Genomic DNA, 20,967 nt, shown 5'->3' on the forward strand with positions numbered 1-20,967 from the left:
GGGAGGATGAAGGCACGAAGATGGTTCCCGGGAGCGCGATGGAATAGGCGGCCGGGTGTTCCGTCAGGGAGAACATCATGAATCGTATCCTCGGCATCGCATCGGTGGGGTTGGCTTCGGTGGCGCTCGGCGTGGCCCTGTGGGGGCCCGGTCGTTCGGAGGCTCCGGCGACGGACGCTGGGCCCCGCGTGCAGGACACGTCCTCGGACGTCCGGGCGCTCCAGACGCGCGTGAAGGCGCTGGAGGAGACGGTGCAGCTCCTGTCGCGCCGGATGATGGCCTTCGAGCAGCAGCCGGGCACGACCCCGGGCGGGTCGGGTCCCGCGCCCGCGGGCCTGGAGGCCGAGGTGGCGAAGCTGCGCGAGGAGCTGCGCGGCGTGATGGTGGGCGAGGCGCTGAACTCCGAGAGCGGGAAGCAGTCGCTGAAGGAGATCCTGCGCACGGTGCAGGACGAGCAGCGCACCGAGCAGCGCCAGCAGTGGCAGCAGCAGATCGACCAGATGCGGACGCAGGCGGAGGTCGAACGCAGCGAGCGCCTCAAGACGTTCATCACCGACGCGCGGCTCAGCTACAGCCAGGAGCAGGAGCTGACGAAGCAGCTCCAGGCCGAGGACGCGAAGCGCCAGGCGCTGATGTCCTCGGGCGGAAATGGTCAGCCCCGGCAGAACGTCCGCCAGCAGATGCGCGAGCTGCGCACGCAGACCGACCAGGAGATGCAGAAGGTGCTCAGCGCGGATCAACTGGCGAAGTACCAGGAGATGCGCCGTGAGGACTCGGCCCCGCGCGGCGGCGGACCCCGTGGCGGCGCGGGTGGCGGCTCCGGCTGGGAAGCGCGCGGCGGCGCCACGCAGTAACGCCTAGTCGTTCCGCTCCTTCCGGGCCTGCAAAGGCCGGAAGGAGGTCGTGCCGTCGGCGGTGGTCTCCAAGCGCTTGACGTCCTGGAGGTCGAAGGCGTCCGCCAGGGCCACCGACGGCGTGAAGAGCAGCACGGGGACCCGCAGGGACGCCGCGCGAGCGGATTGGACCCGGTCCCAGACGGCGTTGGGGGGCAGGTCCACGTCGGGCTCCTCCAGGACGAGGAAGGTGGCTTCGTCCAGGTCGAAGCCACCGGCGGGCTGGACGCGGAAGCCTCGCAGGAGCCCGGCCATCATCCGCATGCCCCACTGGACGATGTCGCCCACCATCCGGTCTTCCTCCTCCTCGTTGGTGCCTCGCGCTTCGGGCTCCTTCTCCGGGGGCAGGTCCGCGTAGGGGGGCATCAGCGCCTCCTCGGCGGGCGGCTGCTTCTGCCCGGGCGCGATGAGCTCCGCCGCCACGCCCGCCAGCAGGTCCAGCGTCTCCTCCACGAGGCGCCACACGCCGTCAGGGAAGCGCTGAAGCTCGATGCGATAGATGTTCCAGTCCACGGACAGGGACAGCTTCACGGGGCTGCGCAGGCCGTCCGTGACGCCGGGTTGGGACAGGTGCTGCTGGAGCCGGCCGTGCGCCAGTTCGCGCAGGAGCGTGAAGAGGGCGATGAGGTCGCGGGTGGCCGTGCCTTCCGCGTCCAGCAGGACCTCCAGCGGCTCGGGGTGCAGCACCACGCCGCGCAGTGAGCGAAAGCCGTCAGCTTCGATCCGCGTGAATCGGGTGCGCATGGAGGGCAAGCCTACGCCAGGGCGCCGGAACACGAACGCCGCGAAGCTCCCGTTGGAGCCCCGCGGCGCGCGTGCCACTTGCGGACTTCGCGGCGACTACTTCCCGCCGAAGATGCCCTTGAGCTTCTTCTTCGCTTCTTCCTCCGCGCGCTTCTTCGCCTTCTCCTGCTCGGCGCGGGCCTGGTCCTCCAGCTTCTTCTTCTCCTCGTTGGCGCGCGCCTCCAGCTCCTGGCGCTTCGCCTCCGCGTCGGCCTTCGCCTTGTCCTGGCCGCCCGTGATGATGTCCTGCACGGCCTTGCCCTTCTCACCCAGCAGGCTGCCCGCGACGGATGCGCCCGCCAGCTTCAGGATGGTCGTCGCCGCCGGCTTCACGTCGATGCCCGTCACCTCCGGGCTCCACGCCTTGCCCGTCAGCTTCAGCCCCACCGGGATGGCCTCCGTCGGCGTCACCTTGCCCACCGTCAGCGCCTTGATGGTCGCGGGCGTCAGCGACACGCCGCCCGTCAGGTCCAGCGTGCCATCCAGCTTGATGCCGCCATCGAAGCTCATCGCCGCTTCCGGCCGCGTCCAGGTGATGGGCTTGCTCAACTGCGCCACGCCGTTCTTGATGGTCACGCTGAAGGGCAGGTTCTCTCCCAGCGACGTCACGTCGCTGCTCTTGAGCCCCTTGGCGAACGGCACCGCCTTGGCCAGCGGCCCCGTCACCGACGACACCAGGTCCTTGCCCAGGAACGTGCCCTCCAGCAGGTTGCCGCTGATGCCGCCCAGCAGGGTCTGCTGGAGCTTGTCCGCCGTGTAGCCCACGCCCTGCACGTCCACGTTGCCGTTGAACTTGCCCGTCATCACCTGCTTCGGCGTGCGCTCCGCCAGGGCCTGCGCCATCTCGATGCCCTGCACCTGCACCTTCGCGGTGAAGGGCCGCGCCTCCGGCGATGGGCCCAGGCGGAGGGTCGTGCCGTCCGCCACCACCTTGCCGCCGTAGATGCCCGTCGAGAACTTCTCCACCGTGATGAGGTCGTCCACCATCTTCACGACGCCCGTCACCTGGCTCAGGTCCATCTTCGTGAAGCGCAGCGACGCGATGGCGAACTGGATGTCGCCCCGGTAGCCGTTGAAGCGCGTGGCGTCCACCGGCGGCTCAGGCGGCGGCTTGCCACCCGTGCGCGCGGCGACCTCCTCCTCGCTCATCAACAACTTGTCCGCATCCAGCCGAGCGCTCTTCACCGCCGCCTTGAACGTCGTCGTCGCCTTCTTGCCCGTGCCGGCCAACGACACGGTCGCGGTGCCCGACACCGTGTCCTCCAGCGCGCCCAGGGTCATGCTGGTGACGTTCACCGTCATCCCGCTGCCCGTCTTCGCCGGCGCGTACGTGCCCGCCGCCGCCACGTCCAGCCGCTGTCCCGGCGCCTTGTTCACGAGCAGGCCCGGCCGCATGTCCACGCCGTCCAGGTCCGCCTTCGCGTCGAAGCGCAGCGCGCCGCCGCTGGCCGCCGCGCCCGTCAGCTTCGCGTTGAGCGTCATCGCGCCGCCGGCTTCCTTCGACAACTGTTCCGGCACCCGCAGCCGCACCGGCGTCAGGTTCACCGCGATGTTGATGGCCTGTTCGGCCTGCGTGCCGCTGCCGCGCACGTCCAGCCCGATGGGGCCCGCCACCATGCCCTTGAGCTGCTTCTTCAGGGGCGGGTAGTACTCGGCGAGCACGGCCGGATCCAGGTTGCGGCCCACCAGTTCGAAGCCCTCCACGGCCGGCTTGTCCGTGAGCAGCCCCTTCACCTTGCCCTTGCCGGTGATGGACGCGGGGCCCAGGTCCAGCTTGAGCTTGTCCAGCGCCAGGTCGCCCGTCTCCATGTCGCCCGTCACGTCCGTGTCGAGCACCACGTCCAGCGCCTTGCCGCCCTCCGAGCCCGCGAACTTCATCCCGAGCGCCTTGATGACGCCCACGAGCTTCGTGGGGCCCTTGCCGCCGGGCACCGCGCCGCCCAGGTCCGCCTTCCAGTCCGCGTCCAGCGTGCCCGCCTGCAGGCCCACGTCCGGCGGCAGGAACGGCCCCAGCGGCGACAGATCGATGTGCTCCGCCTTCAGCGTCACCTGCTCCGGCGTGGGCACCAGCGTCGCCGGCAGCGGCGCCGCCTGGAGCGTCATCTTGAGGTTCTGCTTCTCCGCGAGCACCGCCGCCGCCAGGTCCACCTTCAGCGGCTTGCCCGCGCGCAGGTCCTTCACCTCGATGTCCAGGTCGCGCACCGCCAGCTCACGCGCCTGCTGGCCGCCCGCGCGGTCCACGAAGCGGATGGTGCCGTCGGTGAGCGCCGCGCGCTCCACGTGCACGCCCGACAGGTCCGTGGGCTGCGTCTCCTCCTCTGGCGTCTCCTCCTTGGGTTGCTGCGCGGCCCACTTCTCCTGGAGGCGCTGCACGTTGGTGGTGCCATCCGCGAGGCGGAGGACATTCACGGTGAGGCCGGACACCTCCACGTTCTGGACCTGGATGTCCTTGCCCTTGGAGGTGAGCAGCGGCATCGCCGCCACGCTCACGTCCACCGTCTTCAGCTCCGCGAGCGGCAGGTCTTCGCCTTCCGCAGGGCCCACGACGACGTTTTCAATCTGCGCGCCGACATGGGGAAAGAGCTTCGTGGAGATGTCGCCAATCTCGATGGGGCGCCCGAGCTTCTGCGAGTACGTGGCGGCCTGGTCCCGCGCCGTCTTCAGCAGGATGGCATCCAGGCGCCACAGCACCACCGCCACGATGGCGACAAGCAGGACGAGGATGCCCCCCAGCACATAGGGCCAACGCTTCTTCTTCACAGCCGCCACGGTTCCTCCTCCGTCGGGAGAGCGGTCGAACGCTTAGCGCAGCGCCGCGTGGGCCGCACCTCCCATGGCTAACCGGGAGGACCGCCCGCGGCGGGAAACTTCCACTTTCCAGCGTGACGGAGGGGGTCTCCGGAAAAGTCACGCTCGCGCTCCGGGCTCCGGCCAGCCCGCTCGCCCTTGCATCTAGGCATGGCGGGGCCATTCCGGAAGGGGGAAGCCCACGCCCGGCCAGGCGCTCGCCGCTACAGGTCGATGATGTCCGGCTCGTTTCCGGACGGCGGCGGAGCGTCCGGTCCGCCCTCCAGCGTGAAGCCCCAGGGCGCGTACACGGACCCGCCCGTGTACGCGTCCACGTAGAGCACCACCGGTGTGTCCAACCCCTCGTAGGTGACCTCGAAGATGGACAGGCGGCCGCGCTCGTTGGCGCGTCCGTCCACCTGGGTGAACTCGCAGCAGTCCCCCATCCGGCGCCAGGCCACCGGCTCTCCCTTCGGCCCGCGCAACAGACCGAAATACGCCATCACGCCCTTGTCGCCCCAGCCCACCCGCACCGGGTTCTCCGGCCGGGTGCCGTAGGTTGTTGGATCCGGCCGTTGGGGCATCAAGGGCTGCGTGCGGCGCATCACGTCCTCGAAGGACGTGCCCGGAGAGGCGCAGGCCGTCAGGACCAGCACGCTCACGCAGGCGATTCGGAACAGGGACATCGGGACCTCCAGCAGGGAAGCTCGGCAACGGCCTCCCAAGCTGGCATCCGCCCCTTTTACGGCGCACCCCTCCGCCCACGCGCTGCCGCGAGGGCCGTCCGCTGCCCGACGCACCCCCGAGGCCAGCGCACACGCGCAAGGTCCCGGAGGGGAGGACGGCCAGGCGCGCGGGCCCTCCTTTTCAACTGAGCGACTTCAGCTCCAGGCCCAGCTCCCGGCGGTAGCGCTCGAAGCACTTCGCCCCCGCCGACAGTCGCAGCAGCGCCCCTTCCGCCAGCGGCCTCGCGCACGCGGGGTTCGCCGCCACCAGCGGACGCAGCACCTCCCGGTTCCACGTCTCCGAATGCTTCACGTCCAGCGTGGAGTGCACCGCGTAGTAGCGCCGCACCCGCATGTCGAAGCCCAGCCGCTTCAGGCCCTCGTTGACGCACGCGGTGCGGCCCGGCGCCGTCTCCTCCACGATGCCCAGCGCGCCCACTGCGTGGTACGTGTAGCGGCGGTTGAACGCGAACGCGCAGAGCAGGTTCGCCAGCGCGTGCGCTTCCCACACCGTGTCTTCGTCCGTGGGCTTCAGGCCCAGCTTCGCCGCCATCTCCGCGAGCATCGGCCCGTGCATCGCGTCTTCGCGCCCGCGGCCCATCTCGTCCCAATAGTTGCGCGCCAGCTCCAGCTTCGCCTGCGTCGGCAGTTGCAGTTGCGTCAGCGCCACCAGGTCATCGAAGCCGGCTTCACCCGCGACCTCCTGCGTGAGGAACCAGCGCATCTCTTCCAGCGACGCCTGCGTCGCGAGCCAGGGGAACAGCGGATCCTGTTGCCCGGGGCCCGTCTCCTTCAGGTCCTCGAACCACGCGATGAAGCCGTCCGCGTCCTCCGGTGCCTCGGCGGCCCATGCCGCCATGCGCTGGCGCTCGGCCTCCACGTACTCACCTTCCAGAAGGCGCAACTGCGTCTCCGCCTGCACGCCCGCTCGCCAGCCCTCGGTGGGAAACCCCGGCGCCAGTCGTGAGTGGTTGAATCGCAAGAGCGTCCGGTGAAGTTGTTCAGACAGGCGGGCATCCTCGGCCCTCACTCCTACGTCCCCCGCCACCTCGCCAAGCCCGCTCATGGTGCGCACCCTCTCTACACGTCTTCGGAAGGCGGGAGTGCCTTCCGGTCACATGTATGGGGATGACCTTGCACACCGGCCACTTCGCCCCTGCCACCTTCGCCGTGAGTCAGGTGCGTTGCGAGAAGGACCACGTTCGCTCCCGCGACTGCGCGTATCAGGTCGCGTGGAACATCAACCCTCATATGAAGGTCGGCGCCGTCGCGTGGCGCCGGGCCTGCTCCCAACACCGGGCGCTCCTGCGCGCCTTGAGTGAAGCGGGCGCGGGCTTCTTCGAACTGCCCTTCGTCCACGGCGCGTTCGACTCCGTCTTCGCCAAGGACAACGCGGTGCTGGTGTCGCAGGAGGGTGAATTGCGCGCGCTGCTCGCCACCATGCGACACGGGCAGCGGCGGGGTGAGCAGAGCGCTCGCGCCCGGTGGCTGGCCGCGCGCGGCTTCGATGTCATTGAACCGGGCCGCGTGCACATCGAAGGCGGCGACGTGGCCATGCTGCCCCAGGGCAGGGGCGCCCTGCTGGGCTGGGGCCAGCGCTCCACGCAGCGGGCCGCGGGCGTGCTGGAGGCCTTCCTCGACGCGCCCGTCACGCCGTTGGAGCTGTGCGACCCGTACCTCTACCACCTGGACACCGCGCTCACCGTGCTGTCCGACGGCACCGCGCTCGTGTGTCCCGACGCCTTCACACCCGAAGCGCTGCGCACGCTGTCGCGCACCGAAGGCATCCAGCAGGTGGTGCCCGTCGCTCGCGAGGACGCGCTCGGCTTCGGCCTCAACCTGGTGGAGGTGGGCAACACCGTCATTGTCGGCGCGCGCGTGCCCCGCGTAGAGGCCCTGCTGCGCGGTCTGGGGCGCCGGGCTGTCAGCGTGAAGTTGGATCAGTTCCACCTGGCCGGGGGCAGCGCGGCGTGTCTCGTCGCGCGCGTGCACACCCTTCCGCCCGTGTCCGCCCAGCGCTCCCGCGAGGAGCGCGAACAGGACGCCGCCTCATCGCTCTCCGCGTGAGCGGCTTGAAATGAAGAAACCTCCCCGGGCGACATGCGCACGGGGAGGTTCTTCTTGAAGCAGGGACGTGGAGTCCCGGAGGTCAGGACTGTTCGCTGGAGGCGCCGTCCGGGGCGCTCACCCCTTCGGCCTGCCAGAAGCGGCGCGGGTGTCCGTCACCGCGCGTGCCGCCGGAGAGCTTGTCCACCCAGGGGTACTTCTGGGCCTCCTCGGCGGTGTAGCCCAGGTTGAAGACGGTGGGGCTCTTGGGCTTGTCCGCCGCCTTCTCGTACAGCGTGCCGAACACGCGGTCCCAGAAGTAGTTGGTGATGCCGAAGTTGCCCGTCTCGTTGTGGAAGTGGTGCGACATGTGCAGCCGCTTGATGTCCTTCAGGAACTTGAACTGCGGCGCGTAGTTCAGGTGCTGGATGCAGTGGCAGAACTCGTAGAAGCACGTGGTCACCATGCCCCAGCCCAGCGCCGCCGCCGCGCCCGAGCGCCCGCCGATGAGGTAGCCGATGGGCGTGAGCACCAGCGCGATGGTGGGCAGCGTGGTGTGCAGCGCGCCGAAGAGCACGCGCAGGTCGTGCGGGTCCTGGTGGTGGTCGAAGTGGATGCGCTTCCACGTCACCGCCGTCGCCGCGGACTTGTAGAGGAAGCGCCCGTGCAGGATGTAGCGGTGGATGAGGTACCAGCCGAACGGGTACGCCACCGTCGCCACCAGCACCGCCGCCGCCATGCGCGCCGGATGGTCGAACCACTTCACCGACAGCACGATGCAGGTGATGCCGATGAGGATGTAGGCGACGACGGCGTAGTAGGTGAAGAACGAATAGACCAGGTCGCGCAGCGACATCCGATCGAGGTTGTGCTTCCGGTTCAGGAAAGAGACCGCCACGGGTATCCCCTCACAGGTTCTTTTTACGCCGCGCGAAACCGTTACCGCCGGAGCGCACGGGGCACCAAGGCTCGCCCGCATCCCGGCCCTTGGGTGATGCGGCGGCCCCTGAGCTATCAGCCTGGGAGGCCCTCGGCTCAGGAACGGCGAGGCCCCTCTTAGCGTCTTCCTTGAAGCATTGAGAAGCCCCTCTGTTGGATGGAGCAACCCTGGATTGTCCGCTCGCCCGTCCTACGTCCGACCCACGGCCGGACTTCCATGGGAGGAACAGACACCCCACCTTTCAGCCCACGGCACGCGAGCAATCGCACGAGGGGGCCAGATGGCGCGCAAGGCACAGGGGCAGCAGGGCAGTGGTACGGACACGGTGCGGCCGGCGCGGCGCAAGAGCGCGGCGCCCAGGCGGGCGGCGAACACCGCCCCGGCCACCGAGGGGCGCCTGGAGCTGCGCCGGGACATCGCCGAGTACCGGGCCGCCGCCGAGGCCCAGGCCGACCGCGTCCGCGAGCGCATCAACGCCGCGCTGGAGGTCAGCCGCCGCACCCGGGAGGAAATCGAGGCGCGCATCGCCAGCCAACTGCACACCCCCGCCGTCGTGAAGAAGCAGGCCACCCCGGCCCGCAAGCGCAAGGCGTCCCGTCCTTCCCGCGCGTCGGAGAAGTGACGCACCCCCGGTCCCCGGGCCTGCCCTGTGTCGGGTCCCGGGCCGCCCTGGAGGGCCAGGACGGGTACCAGGACGCCGTCTAGGACCGGGCGGCCGGAGCGCGCTGGGGCAGGGGCAGCATCTCCGAACTGGAGGACTCCAGGTCCAGGGCGGAGAGCTTGTCGGCCAGGGCCTGGGCCCGGTCACCCCCCTCCAACGGGGACGAGGCCTGGGCCCCGATGAAGCACACCCGGGCCCGCTCCAGCAGGGCCACCTGGGCGTGGAGCTGGGCGAACAGCCGCTCACGCTTCCGGGACAGCGCATCCAGTTGGTTGAGCTCCTCGCCCAACGACGCGGCGGCGCGCTCCAACTGGCGCCGGGCCACGCCGTCCTGGGCGTCCGCGGCGCGCTTGCGCAGCTCCTGCACCTGCGAATCCACGCTGCCCTGGGACGCGGAGGACAACTGGGCCTCCAGCACCGTGTGGGACTCGGCCAGGTTGAAGGCGTCCTGGGCCAGCTTCCCGAGCACGCCCTGGAGCTTCTCGCGGCCCTTGCCGGTGGCCAGCTTGCGCGCCTCCGCCTGGCTCTGGCGGTACAGCCCGAGCGCCCGCGTCACCAGCGCGCGCACCTCGCCGGTGAGCGTGGCCTCCAGGCGCATGCCCCGGGTGGCCACCGCGTCCACGTCGATGGCCAGGTTCGCCGGCAGCGTGCCGATGCTCCAGAAGAGCGCCACCACCGCGTAGTCCACCAGCAGGGGGAAGTAGCCCCGGGTCGGGAGGAAGCGCGCGTCGAGCACCTCCTGCACGTACATCCCCACCGCCGTGGTGACGGCCGCGGCCCCCGCGCTCAGCGCCACCTGGTGGGGGGTGCCCATGCCCTCGCGCCCGTGGCCACGCCAGGCCAGCACGGCCGCGGCGATGGCGCCCGACGCCGCGTACTCCCAGGACGACGGCAGGCCCAGGAAGTAGGGGATGGAGGGCAGCAGCACCACCGCCGTGCGCACCAGGGCGTTGAACGCGGGCAGCGGCTTCACCGCGGCGAGCGCCGCCGCCATCAGCGCGAAGTAGCCCGCATCCACCGACTGGCGCGTCACCTGCTGGAACACGCCGGCCGCCAGCGCCGTGGCCCCCGCGCCCACGAGCGCGTACAGGCAGCGCGTCTCGAAGTCCTCCCGGCGGATGAGTTGGATGGAGAGCGACACGGCGCACCGTCCCTGCACTAGTAGGAGTTGTTCTGCCCGAAGCTCTTCATCGTCTTCTTCTTCAGGTGGAGCATCTCACGACGCACGTCCGAATCGCTGTGGGCCTTCCCATAGGCTGCCTGGGCGGCGTCCACGTCCGCAATCTCCCCCGCCAGCGCGGACGCTGAACTGCCGAAGAGGCGACGCGCGTTGTCCAGCAGGCTGACCGCTCCCTGACGGTTGCCGTTCTTCATCTCTTCCGCGGCCGCGTGCAACTGCTGCGTGCCCAGGGCGCGGATGGCGTGCACGCGCACCTCCCGGTCAAGGTTCGAGCGCACCGTTTGCGCGTTGTCCGTCACCCTCGCGTTCAGGGACAGGAGCACCTGGGCCGGCAGGTCCGCCGTCACGTCCACGTACGAGACGCTGGCGCCCAGGACGGTCATCTGCGTGCCGCTCGCGGGCGCATCCAGCGTCACCTTGGCCACCACGCGCGCGGACTGGCCGCCCGTCATGTCATACAGGGGCACGCGCACCGTGTTGCCCTCGCGCGTGGACGTCAGGCCCATCACCTCCACGCCGCTCACGCCGGGCGGCAGCGTCAGCACCAGATTCACGTTGCGCGCCACGGTGCTGGCGGCCTGCTCCAGCTCCCGCGTGAAGATGGAGGCCAGCTCCGCCGAATCGCTGACGAAGCCGGAGAAGCCGCCGCCCCGTTCCGCCATGCCGCGCATCAGCGCGTCGTTGAAGCCCTCGCCCACGCCCAGCGCGCTCACGGTGATGCCCAGCTCGCGCAGCTTGCCCACCTCGGAGAACAGGCCGGTGTTGGACACGATGCCCTCCGTGGGCTGGCCGTCGCTCAGCAGGATGGCGCGCGTCACCCGGAACTCGCGCGTGTACGGGCGCACCGCTTCGGCGGCCGCCTGGAGCCCGCCGCTGATGTTGGTGGAGCCGTCCACTTCAATCCGGGAGATGGCCCGGAGCAGCTCCGCGCGGGTCTCGTCGTTGATCTCCACGCTGGGCAGCGTCGTCACGTCGGAGCCGTAGTGCACCAGCGCCAGCCGGTCGCCCTTGCTGAGCTGCTTCACCAGCGTCTGGGCGGCGCGCTTGGCGTCCTGCAGCTTGCTGCCCATCATGGAGCCGGAGCGGTCCACCACCAGCGCCAGGTTCACCGGCACGCGCTGGACGCTCTCCGGCTTGCGCGCCGACAGCTCGAACCACGCGAAGGCCTCACCCGGGCCCGTCATCACGTACGCGCCGGACAGCTTGCCGGTCAGCTCCACCGGGCCGGACTGGCCGGTGGGGGACTTCCCCACGCCCACGGGCAGCACCAGGTCGGATTCCACCTCTCCCGGCTGCACCACCGTGTGGCTCTGGTCCGGCCCCATCTGCGCCGTGGCCAGTTGCGATATCGCCCCGGGGGACAAGGGATGGTCGCTGGGGGGATTGAAATGCCTCGCGGCCCCATCGAGCGCGAGGGCGCCCACGACCAGCAGGCCAGCAAGGGATAGCAGCACGGTGGTGCGGTTCATGGGAGGCATCATGATCTCAACGAAGGAAAGGGCGGGTGGACGAGCGCAAGCTCGCAGACCCCACACGCCAGCGCATCCGTCAGTGGGAGGAGGGTCCTCCCGATGACCGATGGGTGCAACCGCCCCGGGCGCGGCGGTGTCCGCGCGGGGCCGTCAGGCCGCATCGAGCGGACCGCGACGCACCAGGTCCTCCACCGCGCCGCGCACACGGGCCTCATCGAAGGGCTTCTCCAGCAGCGGGTTGGGGATCTGCGCCAGGAACTCGCGCGCGCCCACGGAGAAGGCCCCGCCCGACACGAAGACGAAGCGGCGCTCCAGGCCCGGGTGGTCGCGGCGCACGGCCTCGTACACGTCCCGGCCGGCCAGGTCCGGCATCATCACGTCGCACAGCACGGCGTCGAACGCTGGCGCCTGCGCCATGCGCTCCAGGGCCTGCCGGCCGCTGGTGGCCACCTCCACGTCGTGGTCGCGCAAGAGCCGCTGCAACACGCGGCCCACCGCGGGCTCGTCGTCCACCACCAGCACGCGGCCTCGCGGTGACGCGGGCGCGTGGATGGGGAGGGGCTCTTCCGGATGGGAGGACAGGGCGGAGGGCGGCGCGGGCAGCACCACGCGGAAGGTGCTGCCGTGGCCCACGCTGCTGTCCACGGAGATGTCTCCGCCCAGGCCGCTGATGATGCCGTGGCAGATGGACAACCCCAGGCCGGTGCCCACGCCCACGGGCTTGGTGGTGAAGAACGGATCAAAGATGCGGCCCATCACCTCCGGCGCGATGCCGCTGCCCGTGTCGCGCACCTCCACCACCACGCGGTCACCCTGGACGCGCGATGACAGCACCACCTCGTGCTCGTGCGCGGAGCCTTCCGGGATGGCCTGGGCCGCGTTCACCACCAGGTTGAGGAACACCTGGCACAGCCGGCCTTCATTGGCCATCACCAGGGGCACCTTGCCGTAGTCCCGCCGCAGCCGCGCGCGGTGCCGGATTTCGTTCGCGGCCATCATCACCACGGAGTCCAGCACCGCGTGCACGTCCACCGGCGACACGCGCTCCTCGTCCGGACGGGAGAAGGTCTTCAGTTGGCGCACGATTTGACGCACGCGCTCGGCGCCCTCGCACGCCTCGCCCAGCACCTCCTGCCACTCGACCACGTCCGGGGGGCGCACCCCGCGCGAGGGGGCCGGGGTCAGGTGGTGGCGGAACTCGTCCGACAGGAAGGCCAGGTTGGAGAGCACGAAGGCCAGTGGGTTGTTGATTTCGTGCGCGATGCCCGCCGCCAGCGTGCCCACCGACGCCAGCCGGTCCGCCAGCGTCAGCCGCGCCTGGAGCTGGCGCTGCTCCGTCACGTCCCGCGCGATGGAGACCATCGCCGGCTGTCCGTCGAATCTCAGCGGCAGCGACGCCAGCTCCACCACGCGCGTGCGTCCGTCGCGCAGCACCAGCCGCCGCTCGCTGGTGAGGGGCGTGGTGTCCGCGGGCGTCACGCCAGGGCCCGGCACGTCCGCCAGGAACTCCGACAGCCGGCGGCCCACCAGCTCCTCCGCGCGCTCGAAGCCCAGCGTGGTGACGAGCACCGCGTTGGCGTAGACGATGTGGCCGTCGCGTTCGATGGCCGCCGCGTCCGGGAAGCCCTCCATCAGCGCGCGCAGGCTGGCTTCGGAGCGCTTCAGCGCCTCCTCCACCTGACGCCGCTCGGTGATGTCGCGCGCCAGCCCCTCCACCGCCACCACCCGGCCGTTGGAGTCCGTCACCGGCGCCACCACGTGCTCCAGCCACAAGATGCTGCCGTCGGGGCGCAGGAACCTCAGCACGACGGGCGTGCCGTCCGAAGCCCGGGGCGACTCCAAAAGCCGCTCCAGCGCGGGCCGGTCCTCCGGGTGCACGTTGCGGTACCACAGCTCCGGATCCGCGTAGTGCGCCTCTGGCCCCAGGCCCAGCTTGGCGTGGGCCACGCGGCTGACGTACGTGAAGCCCCGCGGTGGCGCGCACCGGTAGAGGTACAGCACGTCCGATGCGTTCTCCGCGAGCTGACGGAAGCGGTGCTCACGCTCGCGCAGCGCCCGTTCGGATTCGCGCCGCTCCAGCGCCACGGAGATGGCGCCGCTCGCGGCGAACAGCAGATCCACCTCCAGCCGGTCCCACTCGCGCGCCTCGTAGCAGTTGTCGAAGCCCACGAAGCCCACCAGCCGCCCGTGCACGCGCAGGGGCAGCACCAGCAGCGTGAGGATGCCCTGCGGATCCAGCAGCTCCCGTTCGGCGGCGGGGAAGGTCGCCACGCGCCCGGTGACGACCTCGCCGCGCTCCAGGACGGGCACCCAGCGCTCCAGGCCCGGCCGCATCGGCAGCTCCTGGAGCAGCGGGTTGTCGATTTCAGGCACCACGCCGGGGGCGCACCACTCGGCGCGCTGGCTGCACACGAGCGCGCCCTGCGCGTTGAGGTGGGTTTCGAAGACGTAGACGCGGCTTGCCCCGGATGCCGGCCCCAGCGGCGCCAGCGCCTGGCCGTACAAGTCCCCGCCGGTGTGCACCGACAGCAGGCGCTGCTGCATGTCCACCAGCGCGGTGAGATAGCGCTCGCGCCGGGCGAGCGCGTCGCTCGTGCGCTTGCGCTCGGTGATGTCGTTGAGCGTGCCCGCCATGCCCAGCAGCACGCCGTCCTCGTCCACCGTCACCCGGGCGAACACATCCACCCAGCGGAAGCCCCCATCGCGCGTGAGGTAGCGCACCTCGTGCTGGACGAACTCGCGGTCGCGCGTGAGCAGCGACGAGCACACCTCCAGCGTGCGTGCCTGGTCGTCCGGGTGGACGAAGTCCATCGCGGACCGGCCCAGGCACTCCTCCACGGGGAAGCCCGTCAGCTCGGTCCATGCGGGATTGAGGAAGACCCAGTGACGCTCCAGGTCCGTCTGGAAGACGACCTCCTGGAGCGTGTCGATGACCTGCCGGAAGCGGAGCTCACTGGGGGTGCCGTCAGGGCGGGTGAACGGCATCTGCATGCGGGAGGCTCACGATGGAAGAACTTCGCCGTGCGACCGGAACTTCATGGGTCGCGGACGTGGACAGTCGAACGATTGAGGATCGGCGCCATGCAGGCAAGGGGGCCAGCGGGAAGAGCGGGATGACGGAAAGCATTCCCTGTGCTTGATGGTGATGAAGCAGGCCTTGAGGTCTGCCCTCGTTCCCCGGAGGCGGGGATGACACCATGATGCGTGCGGAAAGCCCCAGCATGTCCTCCGGCGTCACGTCTTCCTCTCCCCGTGCGGATCCTTCGTCGGTGGACGCGACCTCACGCCCCGCGCCCGACACCGCACTGGCACAAGGAGTGTCACCCCCTCGGGACTTGCCCGGACGCGTCATGGGGGTGGAGGGATTCGTCCTCATCGAGCGGACCGGCAACGTCCTCGCGTTCAACACCCAGGCGACGCTTCATTTCGGCATTCCGGCGCCCACCCGCCTGGAGCACGGCCGCCTGCCCGGGTGTGAATGGGTGCGCGCGGACGGCACCCCGCTGCCGCCGCACGAAACCCCCCTGGAACGAGCGTTCGCGGGCGAGCCGGTGGACGCGACGGTGTGGGAAGTGCTCCGGCCGGACGGAACGCGCGCGTTCCTGAGGGGCACGGCGGTGCCGGTGCAGGGCGGGGACGGGCAGGTCGCGGCGGTGCTCCTGCGCACGCACGGCGTGGAGGCCCCGCCGGGCGCGGTGCTGGAGGCGTCGCGGTTGCTGGCGGAAGCGGGCGCGCTGCTGGGCGAGTCGGTGGACGCGGAGTCGCAGCTCGAATTGCTGCTCAAGCTGCTGGTGCCCACGCTGGGCGACGGCGCGCTGCTCATCCTGAAGCCGCCGGGCGAACCCGTGCGCGTGGTGGCGTCCCTGCACGCGGATGAAGGCCGGCACGGGCTGCTGCGCGAGCTGCTCCAGCGCTACCCGCCGGATCCCTCCATGCCCGGAGGGCTGCCGGAGGTGTTCGTCTCCGGGGCGGTGGGACGCCTGTGCATCATGTCCGAAGAGCACGTGGCGGCCATCGCGCAGGACACGGAGCATGCGCGGCTGATGCGCGAGGTGGGTCCGCACGGGTGTCTGAGCGTGCCGCTGGGCGCTCGCGGCAGCATCCTGGGCGCGCTGATGCTGCTGCGCTCGAACGTGCTGCACGCCTTCGACGCGGAGGAGGAGCGCTTCCTGTCGGAGCTGGCCCACCGCACCGCGCTCTACCTGGAGAACGCGCGGCTCTTGCGCGAGGCGCGCGAGGCGGTGCGCCAGCGCGACGAATTCCTGGGCATCGCGAGCCACGAGCTGAAGACGCCGCTGACGCCGCTGAGCCTCAAGGTGCAACTGCTCCAGAAGCAGGTGGTGGTGCTGGCGCGCGAAGGCAAGCCCGTGCCCACCGAGCGCGTCGCGGAGACGCTGGACGTGGTGCAGCGCCAGGTGCGCCGGCTGTCGCGGCTGGTGGACAACCTGCTGGACGTGTCGCGCATCACCGCGGGCCGGCTGCGGCTGGAACTGGAGGAGCTGGACCTGGCGAGCGTGGCGGCCGAAATCCTCTACCGCTTCGCCCCGGCGGCGGCGCAGCACGGCACGGAGCTGGAATTGGACGCGCCGGTGCCGGTGGTGGGCCGGTGGGACCGGCTGCGGCTGGAGCAGGTGGTGACGAACCTGGTGTCCAACGCGCTCAAGTACGGCGCGGGCCACCCGGTGGTGCTGAGCGTGGAGGGGCAGGGCCCGCTCGCGCGGCTCACCGTGAGGGACCACGGCATCGGCATCGAGCCGCAGGACCTGGCGCGCATCTTCGAGCGCTTCGAGCGCGCGGTGAGCGACCGGCACTACGGCGGCCTGGGCCTGGGCCTCTACATCACGCGGCAGATTGTCGAAGCCTTCGGCGGCAAGGTGGGCGCCACCAGCGTGCCCGGGCAGGGCTCCACGTTCCTCCTGGAACTGCCCCGGGGCGACATCCCGGAGGAGTGGCTCATCGCGCACGCGGCGCCGGGCCCGACGTCGGACTAAGGGCTCGGGCCAACCGTCAGGCGACCTCCAACACCGTCCACTCCCGCACCTCGCCCGCGAGCGTCACCTCCACGGTGTCTCCGGCGCGGCGGCCCAGCAGGGCGCGGCCCACGGGGGAACTGGGGGTGATGACGGAGAGGAACCCATCGCCGCCGGGGCCGGTGAGTTCGGTGCCAGCGCCAGCGGGGAGCACGAAGAAGGTGCGCTCCGCGAAGCCGTCCTCGTCCTCGGTGCTGACGTCCACCAGGGCGCCCAGGCCCACGGGGCCCTGGCGTGGGAAGCGGGGCAGGTCCTTCTGGCCGAAGGCGGTGAGCGCCTGGAGCTCCTCCTGCAGGCGGCGCGCACGGTTGGCCTGGCCGGTGGCGAGGCTGCCGTATTCGATGGCGGCGCGGCCGTCCTCCTTCTTCTCGGATTCCGTGGCGAGGCTGCGGGCGGCCTCGCGGGCGTCGGCTTCCGCGCGGTGGGCCAGCCGGTCGCTCTGCTGAAGACGCTCGGCCAGTTGGTGGAGCAGGGTGTGCTTGTCGAGTGGCATGGGGGTCGTTACAGGACTGTAGCGTCCGGTGCGGCGGCCTCCAGTTTTCGGCCCGGCCCGGATGGGGCCTGGGGGTACGATGGCCCCATGACGCCTCAGGAACGCTCGCAGAAGGCCCACGAACTGGTCGCGCAAGGCGCGGTGCTGCTGGATGTGCGCACCCCGGAGGAGTTCCTGCAGGGACACCCCGAGGCCGCCCGCAACATCCCGGTGCAGGTGCTGGCCCAGCGTCTCTCCGAGGTGGGCCCGGTGGGCACGCCCGTGGTGGTGTACTGCGCGGCGGGTGGCCGCAGCGCGGTGGCCGCGCAACTGTTGCGCCAGGGCGGCTTCCCGGAGGTGTTCGACCTCCAGTCCGTGAAGAACTGGTAGGCGCGAAAGCTCCTGGGGCCCGCGTGACAAGCGGGCCGGGTCTGGGCCAGCGTGAGCGCCTCGCCCCATGCGGACCCGCACCACTGGCTTCCTCCTCGTCGCCCTGTCCGGCGCCTCCTTTGGCGCGCTGGGGCTGTTCGCGCGGCTCGCGTACGCGGCGGGCGCGGACATGCCCACGCTGCTGTTCCTGCGCTTCACCCTGGCAGGGCTGGTGCTCACCTGCGTGATGGTCGCGCGAAGGCAGCGCTGGCCCCGGGGCCGGGTGCTCCTGGGGCTCTTCCTGCTGGGAGCGCTGGGCTACTTCGCCGAGGGCAGCGCCTACTTCGTCGCGCTCCAGCACGCGTCCGCGGGGCTGGTGGCGCTGCTCCTGTACCTCTTCCCGGCGCTGGTGGCGGTGCTCCAGGTGGCCATGGGCCGCGAGCACCTGAGCCGCCTGCGCTGGCTGGCGGTGGCGCTGGCGCTGACGGGCACGGCGCTGACGGTGGACCCAGGCCCGGACGCGAAGCCGCTGGGCATCGCGCTGGGCGTGCTGTCGGCGGTCATCTACGCCGTCTATGTCCTGTCCAGCGCTCGCGTGGTGGGCCCGGCGGGACCGCTCGCGGCGAGCACCGTCATCCTGCTGTCGGCGGGGGTCGCCTTCGGCACGCTGATGCTGGTGAAGGGCCCGTCGTTTCCCCAGACGGCGGTCGGCTGGGGCGCGGTGGCGGGCCTGTCGCTCTTGTCCACGGTGGTGGCGGTGCTCACGTTCTTCGCGGGGCTTGAGCGCATCGGTCCGGTGAACACGTCGCTGTTGTCCACGCTGGAGCCGGTGATGGCGGTGGTGCTGGGCGCGCTCTTCCTGGGCGAGCGTCTGTCGCTGCGGCAGGGCGCGGGCGGCCTGCTCATCCTGGTGGCGGTGGTGGTGCTGGCCAGGTCCGACCCGGCCCGCCCGGAACCGGTGTCCCAGGCGGCCGGCCCCCAGAGCGACGCGGCTACAGGCCGTTGATGAAGTGGTGCACGTCGTCCACGAAGCGCCGCGGGCGCTCGGCGTGGGGGGCGTGGCCCGTCTCCGGATAGAGCAGGTACTTCGAGCCCCGGATGGCGCGGGCCAGCGCGCGCTGTTCGGTGACGGAGAAGAAGCCGTCGTTGTCACCGCCGATGATCAGCGTGGGCACGCGGATCCGTCCCAGCCGCGCCGAGTGGTCCTCCGCGATGAGCCCGTCCAGCGTGTCCTGCCACACGCGCGCGGGCAGCTTGGAGCTCTCCGCGACGAGGGTGTTCAGGTAGGAGGAGGGCACGGGCTGGAAGAAGGTGCTGGCCTGGAACTCGTGGATGAAGGTGGGATCCACCGGATCGGTGAGCGTGTCCACGGCGGACTTGAGCCCCAGCGCGACCTCGTTGCCCGCCACGGTGGGCGCGGAGCCCACGAGCACCAGCGCCTTCACGCGGGACGGCGCATCCAGCGCGACCTGCTGCGCGATGAAGCTGCCCATCGAGTGGCCCACGAGGATGGCGCGCGACACCCGCTTCGCGTTCAGGAACGCCACCACGTCCTGGGCGAACGCCTGTTGCGTGTAGCAGCACGCCGGCCGGGAGGAATCCCCATGGCCACGCTGGTCCAGCGCGTAGACGTGGAGGTCGCGCGAGAAGCGCGGAAGGTCCAGGTCCCAGGTGTGGTGCGAATCCGTATAGCCGTGCAGGAAGACGACGACGGGCCCGTCGCGGCGGCCCTGCTCCACGTAGCGGAGCGTGACGCCGGTGGACAGCCGCACGGAGTCCTCACGCGGCGCGGAGCCACCCTGGCGGTCGGTCTCCGCCAGCGAGGCGGGAGCGCTCGCGAGGTCGGGCGACGTGCCCGTGTCCGGGCCGGGGCCGCATCCGGCGACGAGCAGCAGCGCGAGCAGGGAAGGAAGGGAGCGGGTCATGCGTGAGGGCCTCGTGGATGGGACGTGGCGGGTGGTTCCGCCAGCGCGCCCGTCATCCTAAAGTGACCTCTGACATTGCTTCCGGAAACCCGATGCGGTGGGTTGTGTCCCACCCGCCCGGGCTCATTCCGGACTCAGGGCCGCTGGGCGAGGATGAACTCGCCCACACCGCCCAGACGCTGCTCGCGTCGGATGATGCGGAAGCCCGCGTTCTCCACCAACCGGAAGGTGTCCCGGTTGAGGCGGCAGCCGCCGGACAGCCGGTGCCACGCGGGCGTGAGCAGGTCCTGCGCCAGGGCCACCACGGGGCTCGTGGCCCGGACGTGCTCCAGCAGGCGCAGCTCGCCCCCCGGCCGCAGCACCCGCCCCACCTCCGCGAGCGCCGTGGCCGGCGCGTCCACGCAGCAGAACACCAGGCTGGAGACGACCGCGTCGAACGACGCATCCGGGAACGGCAGCGCCTGCGCATCCGCCTGGAGCAGCGCCACCCCGGAGCGGCGGGCCCGGGCGCGCAGGAGCGCCCCCAGGTCCACGTCCACCGCCGTCACGGAGGTCACCGTGTCCGGGTAGCCCGGCAGCGCCAGGCCCGTGCCGGCGCCCACCTCCAGCACCCGGCCCGAAAGCCCGTCCACCAACTGGCGGCGGGCGGCGTTCAGCCCCACCCACCCCAGCGGTGCCATCACCGCGTCATACGCCAGAGCCTTCATGCGAACCCCCCGCCTTCACGAAGCCTGAAGCGAAGCACACTTCGCTACCGCGCGGTCTCCACCCGGCCCTGGGAGGCCGGGGGCTTCTGGGCGGACGCGCTGGGCGCCTGCTTGCGCAAGAGCCCCCACACCCCGTACGCCACCAGCAGCAGGCTGCCGTACTGCGCGGGCGTCAGGCCGAAGTAGCGCGCGTCCACGTACGACAGGTCCGTGGCCCGGAGGAAATCCAGGCTGAAACGGGAGATGGCGTACAGCAGCGCCAGCAGCGGCAGCAGCCGCCCCTTGAGCTTCCCGGCGTTGCGCAGCGCGTAAAGGAGGCCGGAGATGGCGAACAGCACCACCGCGTCGTAGAGGCCCAGGTCGTGCCGGTTGCCGTTGGGGAACTGCACCGCCAGGAAGAAGTCCGTCAGCCGACCCGGGTGGTCGTGCACCGCGAAGCACCCCAGCCGCGCCACCGCCCATCCCGGCGCCACGCCCAGCGCGAAGCTGTCCGCGTAGTCGTTGAAGCGCAGCTTCTTCACCCGGAAGAACACCACCGCCGCGAAGATGCCGCCCAGCAGGCCGCCGAAGGACGACAGGCCGTCCCAGAAGCGGAGGATCTGGAACGGACTCTTGGACAGCTCCTCCGGGTGGTAGAAGAACAGGTGCACCCAGTGGCCAAAGAGCATGCCGGCCGCCACGCCCCACATGGCGAAGTCCGCCAGCGGGTTCGGGTCCAGGCCTTCGCGCTCCGCCTGCTTCGTCAGCAGCTTCGCGGCCAGCAGGATGCCCGCCGCCACGAAGACGTTGAAGGGGTTCAACTCCAGGGGCCCCAGCTTGAACGAAGGGGCGTGCCAATAGGGAATCAAGAGGGCTCCAGGAAAGGCCAGGACCCTTCCCAGGGTGGACGCGGGAAGGGTCGAACCCGAACAATCGGCGCATCCCGGGCTTCCCTCCACCTCTTTCTTGCTGCCCCCACGCCCGCCGCGCTCCCGGCA

At 70.8% G+C, this 20,967-nt stretch carries 18 protein-coding genes; 6 read left to right on the forward strand and 12 right to left on the reverse strand.

Annotated features, from left to right (window positions below):
• Nucleotides 1-77: 77 nt before the first annotated feature.
• Entirely contained in the window at nt 78-854 is a 777-nt protein-coding gene (locus D7V88_RS22935) for a hypothetical protein (protein WP_120542787.1), read from the forward strand.
• A gap of 3 nt (nt 855-857) precedes the next feature.
• Here D7V88_RS22935 and D7V88_RS22940 read toward each other — a convergent pair whose 3' ends face one another.
• From D7V88_RS22940 to D7V88_RS22955, 4 genes are all read right to left on the reverse strand, one after another.
• The gene (locus D7V88_RS22940; protein WP_147448826.1) at nt 858-1,637 is read right to left on the reverse strand and encodes an AAA family ATPase; all 780 of its coding nucleotides are present in this window, start codon (nt 1,635-1,637) and stop codon (nt 858-860) included.
• A 96-nt stretch (nt 1,638-1,733) separates the two neighbouring features.
• Nucleotides 1,734-4,445 (reverse strand): AsmA family protein, encoded by a 2,712-nt coding sequence (locus D7V88_RS22945; protein ID WP_120542789.1) that lies wholly within the window; start codon nt 4,443-4,445, stop codon nt 1,734-1,736.
• Between the two features lie 242 nt (nt 4,446-4,687).
• Nucleotides 4,688-5,149: a fibril protein gene (locus D7V88_RS22950; protein ID WP_120542790.1), complete on the reverse strand. Its 462-nt coding sequence runs from the start codon at nt 5,147-5,149 to the stop codon at nt 4,688-4,690.
• A 181-nt stretch (nt 5,150-5,330) separates the two neighbouring features.
• Entirely contained in the window at nt 5,331-6,254 is a 924-nt protein-coding gene (locus D7V88_RS22955) for an iron-containing redox enzyme family protein (protein ID WP_120542800.1), read from the reverse strand.
• A gap of 62 nt (nt 6,255-6,316) precedes the next feature.
• Between D7V88_RS22955 and D7V88_RS22960 the strand changes: the two genes are divergently transcribed.
• A complete protein-coding gene (locus D7V88_RS22960; protein ID WP_120542791.1) occupies nt 6,317-7,255 on the forward strand; it encodes a dimethylarginine dimethylaminohydrolase family protein in 939 nt (312 codons plus the stop codon).
• Nucleotides 7,256-7,337: 82 nt separating this feature from the next.
• Here D7V88_RS22960 and D7V88_RS22965 read toward each other — a convergent pair whose 3' ends face one another.
• Nucleotides 7,338-8,090: a sterol desaturase family protein gene (locus D7V88_RS22965; RefSeq protein ID WP_120542801.1), complete on the reverse strand. Its 753-nt coding sequence runs from the start codon at nt 8,088-8,090 to the stop codon at nt 7,338-7,340.
• 364 nt (nt 8,091-8,454) lie between these two features.
• Between D7V88_RS22965 and D7V88_RS22970 the strand changes: the two genes are divergently transcribed.
• Nucleotides 8,455-8,796, forward strand: coding sequence for a hypothetical protein (locus D7V88_RS22970; RefSeq protein WP_244238327.1), 342 nt, complete (start codon nt 8,455-8,457; stop codon nt 8,794-8,796).
• Between the two features lie 79 nt (nt 8,797-8,875).
• Here D7V88_RS22970 and D7V88_RS22975 read toward each other — a convergent pair whose 3' ends face one another.
• The 3 genes from D7V88_RS22975 to D7V88_RS22985 all read right to left on the reverse strand — a co-directional run bounded on the left by D7V88_RS22975 (nt 8,876) and on the right by D7V88_RS22985 (nt 14,478).
• Complete coding sequence (locus tag D7V88_RS22975) at nt 8,876-9,976, reverse strand: hypothetical protein (RefSeq protein WP_120542803.1); 1,101 nt, start codon at nt 9,974-9,976, stop codon at nt 8,876-8,878.
• Nucleotides 9,977-9,993: 17 nt separating this feature from the next.
• Nucleotides 9,994-11,484, reverse strand: coding sequence for a vWA domain-containing protein (locus D7V88_RS22980; RefSeq protein WP_120542792.1), 1,491 nt, complete (start codon nt 11,482-11,484; stop codon nt 9,994-9,996).
• A gap of 153 nt (nt 11,485-11,637) precedes the next feature.
• Nucleotides 11,638-14,478 carry a PAS domain S-box protein gene (locus D7V88_RS22985; protein WP_120542793.1) on the reverse strand — a complete coding sequence of 947 codons (2,841 nt, stop codon included), beginning with the start codon at nt 14,476-14,478 and terminating at the stop codon, nt 11,638-11,640.
• A 359-nt stretch (nt 14,479-14,837) separates the two neighbouring features.
• On the opposite strand from D7V88_RS22985, the gene D7V88_RS45220 reads away from it, so the two are divergent.
• The gene (locus tag D7V88_RS45220; RefSeq protein WP_279636065.1) at nt 14,838-16,478 is read left to right on the forward strand and encodes a GAF domain-containing sensor histidine kinase; all 1,641 of its coding nucleotides are present in this window, start codon (nt 14,838-14,840) and stop codon (nt 16,476-16,478) included.
• Between the two features lie 16 nt (nt 16,479-16,494).
• Here the strand turns inward: D7V88_RS45220 and D7V88_RS45225 are convergent, their stop codons facing one another.
• A complete protein-coding gene (locus D7V88_RS45225; protein WP_120536676.1) occupies nt 16,495-17,010 on the reverse strand; it encodes a GreA/GreB family elongation factor in 516 nt (171 codons plus the stop codon).
• A gap of 87 nt (nt 17,011-17,097) precedes the next feature.
• On the opposite strand from D7V88_RS45225, the gene D7V88_RS23000 reads away from it, so the two are divergent.
• Both D7V88_RS23000 and D7V88_RS23005 read left to right on the forward strand, forming a co-directional pair.
• Nucleotides 17,098-17,379: a rhodanese-like domain-containing protein gene (locus D7V88_RS23000; RefSeq protein WP_120542795.1), complete on the forward strand. Its 282-nt coding sequence runs from the start codon at nt 17,098-17,100 to the stop codon at nt 17,377-17,379.
• A gap of 67 nt (nt 17,380-17,446) precedes the next feature.
• Complete coding sequence (locus D7V88_RS23005) at nt 17,447-18,364, forward strand: DMT family transporter (RefSeq protein WP_120542796.1); 918 nt, start codon at nt 17,447-17,449, stop codon at nt 18,362-18,364.
• On the opposite strand, the gene D7V88_RS23010 is transcribed toward D7V88_RS23005, so the two are convergent.
• The 3 genes from D7V88_RS23010 to D7V88_RS23020 form a co-directional block, all read right to left on the reverse strand.
• Nucleotides 18,351-19,283 carry an alpha/beta fold hydrolase gene (locus D7V88_RS23010; protein WP_120542797.1) on the reverse strand — a complete coding sequence of 311 codons (933 nt, stop codon included), beginning with the start codon at nt 19,281-19,283 and terminating at the stop codon, nt 18,351-18,353. The two genes, D7V88_RS23005 and D7V88_RS23010, sit on opposite strands and share 14 nt — an antisense overlap.
• A 134-nt stretch (nt 19,284-19,417) precedes the next feature.
• Nucleotides 19,418-19,990 carry a class I SAM-dependent methyltransferase gene (locus tag D7V88_RS23015; RefSeq protein WP_120542798.1) on the reverse strand — a complete coding sequence of 191 codons (573 nt, stop codon included), beginning with the start codon at nt 19,988-19,990 and terminating at the stop codon, nt 19,418-19,420.
• A gap of 44 nt (nt 19,991-20,034) precedes the next feature.
• Nucleotides 20,035-20,838: a prolipoprotein diacylglyceryl transferase gene (locus tag D7V88_RS23020; protein WP_120542799.1), complete on the reverse strand. Its 804-nt coding sequence runs from the start codon at nt 20,836-20,838 to the stop codon at nt 20,035-20,037.
• Nucleotides 20,839-20,967 lie beyond the last annotated feature (129 nt).

This window comes from Corallococcus terminator (assembly GCF_003611635.1).
Classification (GTDB): domain Bacteria; phylum Myxococcota; class Myxococcia; order Myxococcales; family Myxococcaceae; genus Corallococcus; species Corallococcus terminator.

Coding starts and splice junctions, on each gene's coding strand:
- D7V88_RS23005 (WP_120542796.1), top strand. CDS start 17,447: ATGCGGACCCGCACCACTGGCTTCCTCCTCGTCGCCCTGTCCGGCGCC.
- D7V88_RS23000 (WP_120542795.1), top strand. CDS start 17,098: ATGACGCCTCAGGAACGCTCGCAGAAGGCCCACGAACTGGTCGCGCAA.
- D7V88_RS22980 (WP_120542792.1), bottom strand. CDS start 11,484: ATGAACCGCACCACCGTGCTGCTATCCCTTGCTGGCCTGCTGGTCGTG.
- D7V88_RS22960 (WP_120542791.1), top strand. CDS start 6,317: ATGACCTTGCACACCGGCCACTTCGCCCCTGCCACCTTCGCCGTGAGT.
- D7V88_RS23015 (WP_120542798.1), bottom strand. CDS start 19,990: ATGAAGGCTCTGGCGTATGACGCGGTGATGGCACCGCTGGGGTGGGTG.
- D7V88_RS22955 (WP_120542800.1), bottom strand. CDS start 6,254: ATGAGCGGGCTTGGCGAGGTGGCGGGGGACGTAGGAGTGAGGGCCGAG.
- D7V88_RS22950 (WP_120542790.1), bottom strand. CDS start 5,149: ATGTCCCTGTTCCGAATCGCCTGCGTGAGCGTGCTGGTCCTGACGGCC.
- D7V88_RS22965 (WP_120542801.1), bottom strand. CDS start 8,090: ATGTCGCTGCGCGACCTGGTCTATTCGTTCTTCACCTACTACGCCGTC.
- D7V88_RS45220 (WP_279636065.1), top strand. CDS start 14,838: ATGGGGGTGGAGGGATTCGTCCTCATCGAGCGGACCGGCAACGTCCTC.
- D7V88_RS22935 (WP_120542787.1), top strand. CDS start 78: ATGAATCGTATCCTCGGCATCGCATCGGTGGGGTTGGCTTCGGTGGCG.
- D7V88_RS22970 (WP_244238327.1), top strand. CDS start 8,455: ATGGCGCGCAAGGCACAGGGGCAGCAGGGCAGTGGTACGGACACGGTG.
- D7V88_RS22985 (WP_120542793.1), bottom strand. CDS start 14,478: ATGCAGATGCCGTTCACCCGCCCTGACGGCACCCCCAGTGAGCTCCGC.
- D7V88_RS45225 (WP_120536676.1), bottom strand. CDS start 17,010: ATGCCACTCGACAAGCACACCCTGCTCCACCAACTGGCCGAGCGTCTT.
- D7V88_RS22940 (WP_147448826.1), bottom strand. CDS start 1,637: ATGCGCACCCGATTCACGCGGATCGAAGCTGACGGCTTTCGCTCACTG.
- D7V88_RS23010 (WP_120542797.1), bottom strand. CDS start 19,283: ATGACCCGCTCCCTTCCTTCCCTGCTCGCGCTGCTGCTCGTCGCCGGA.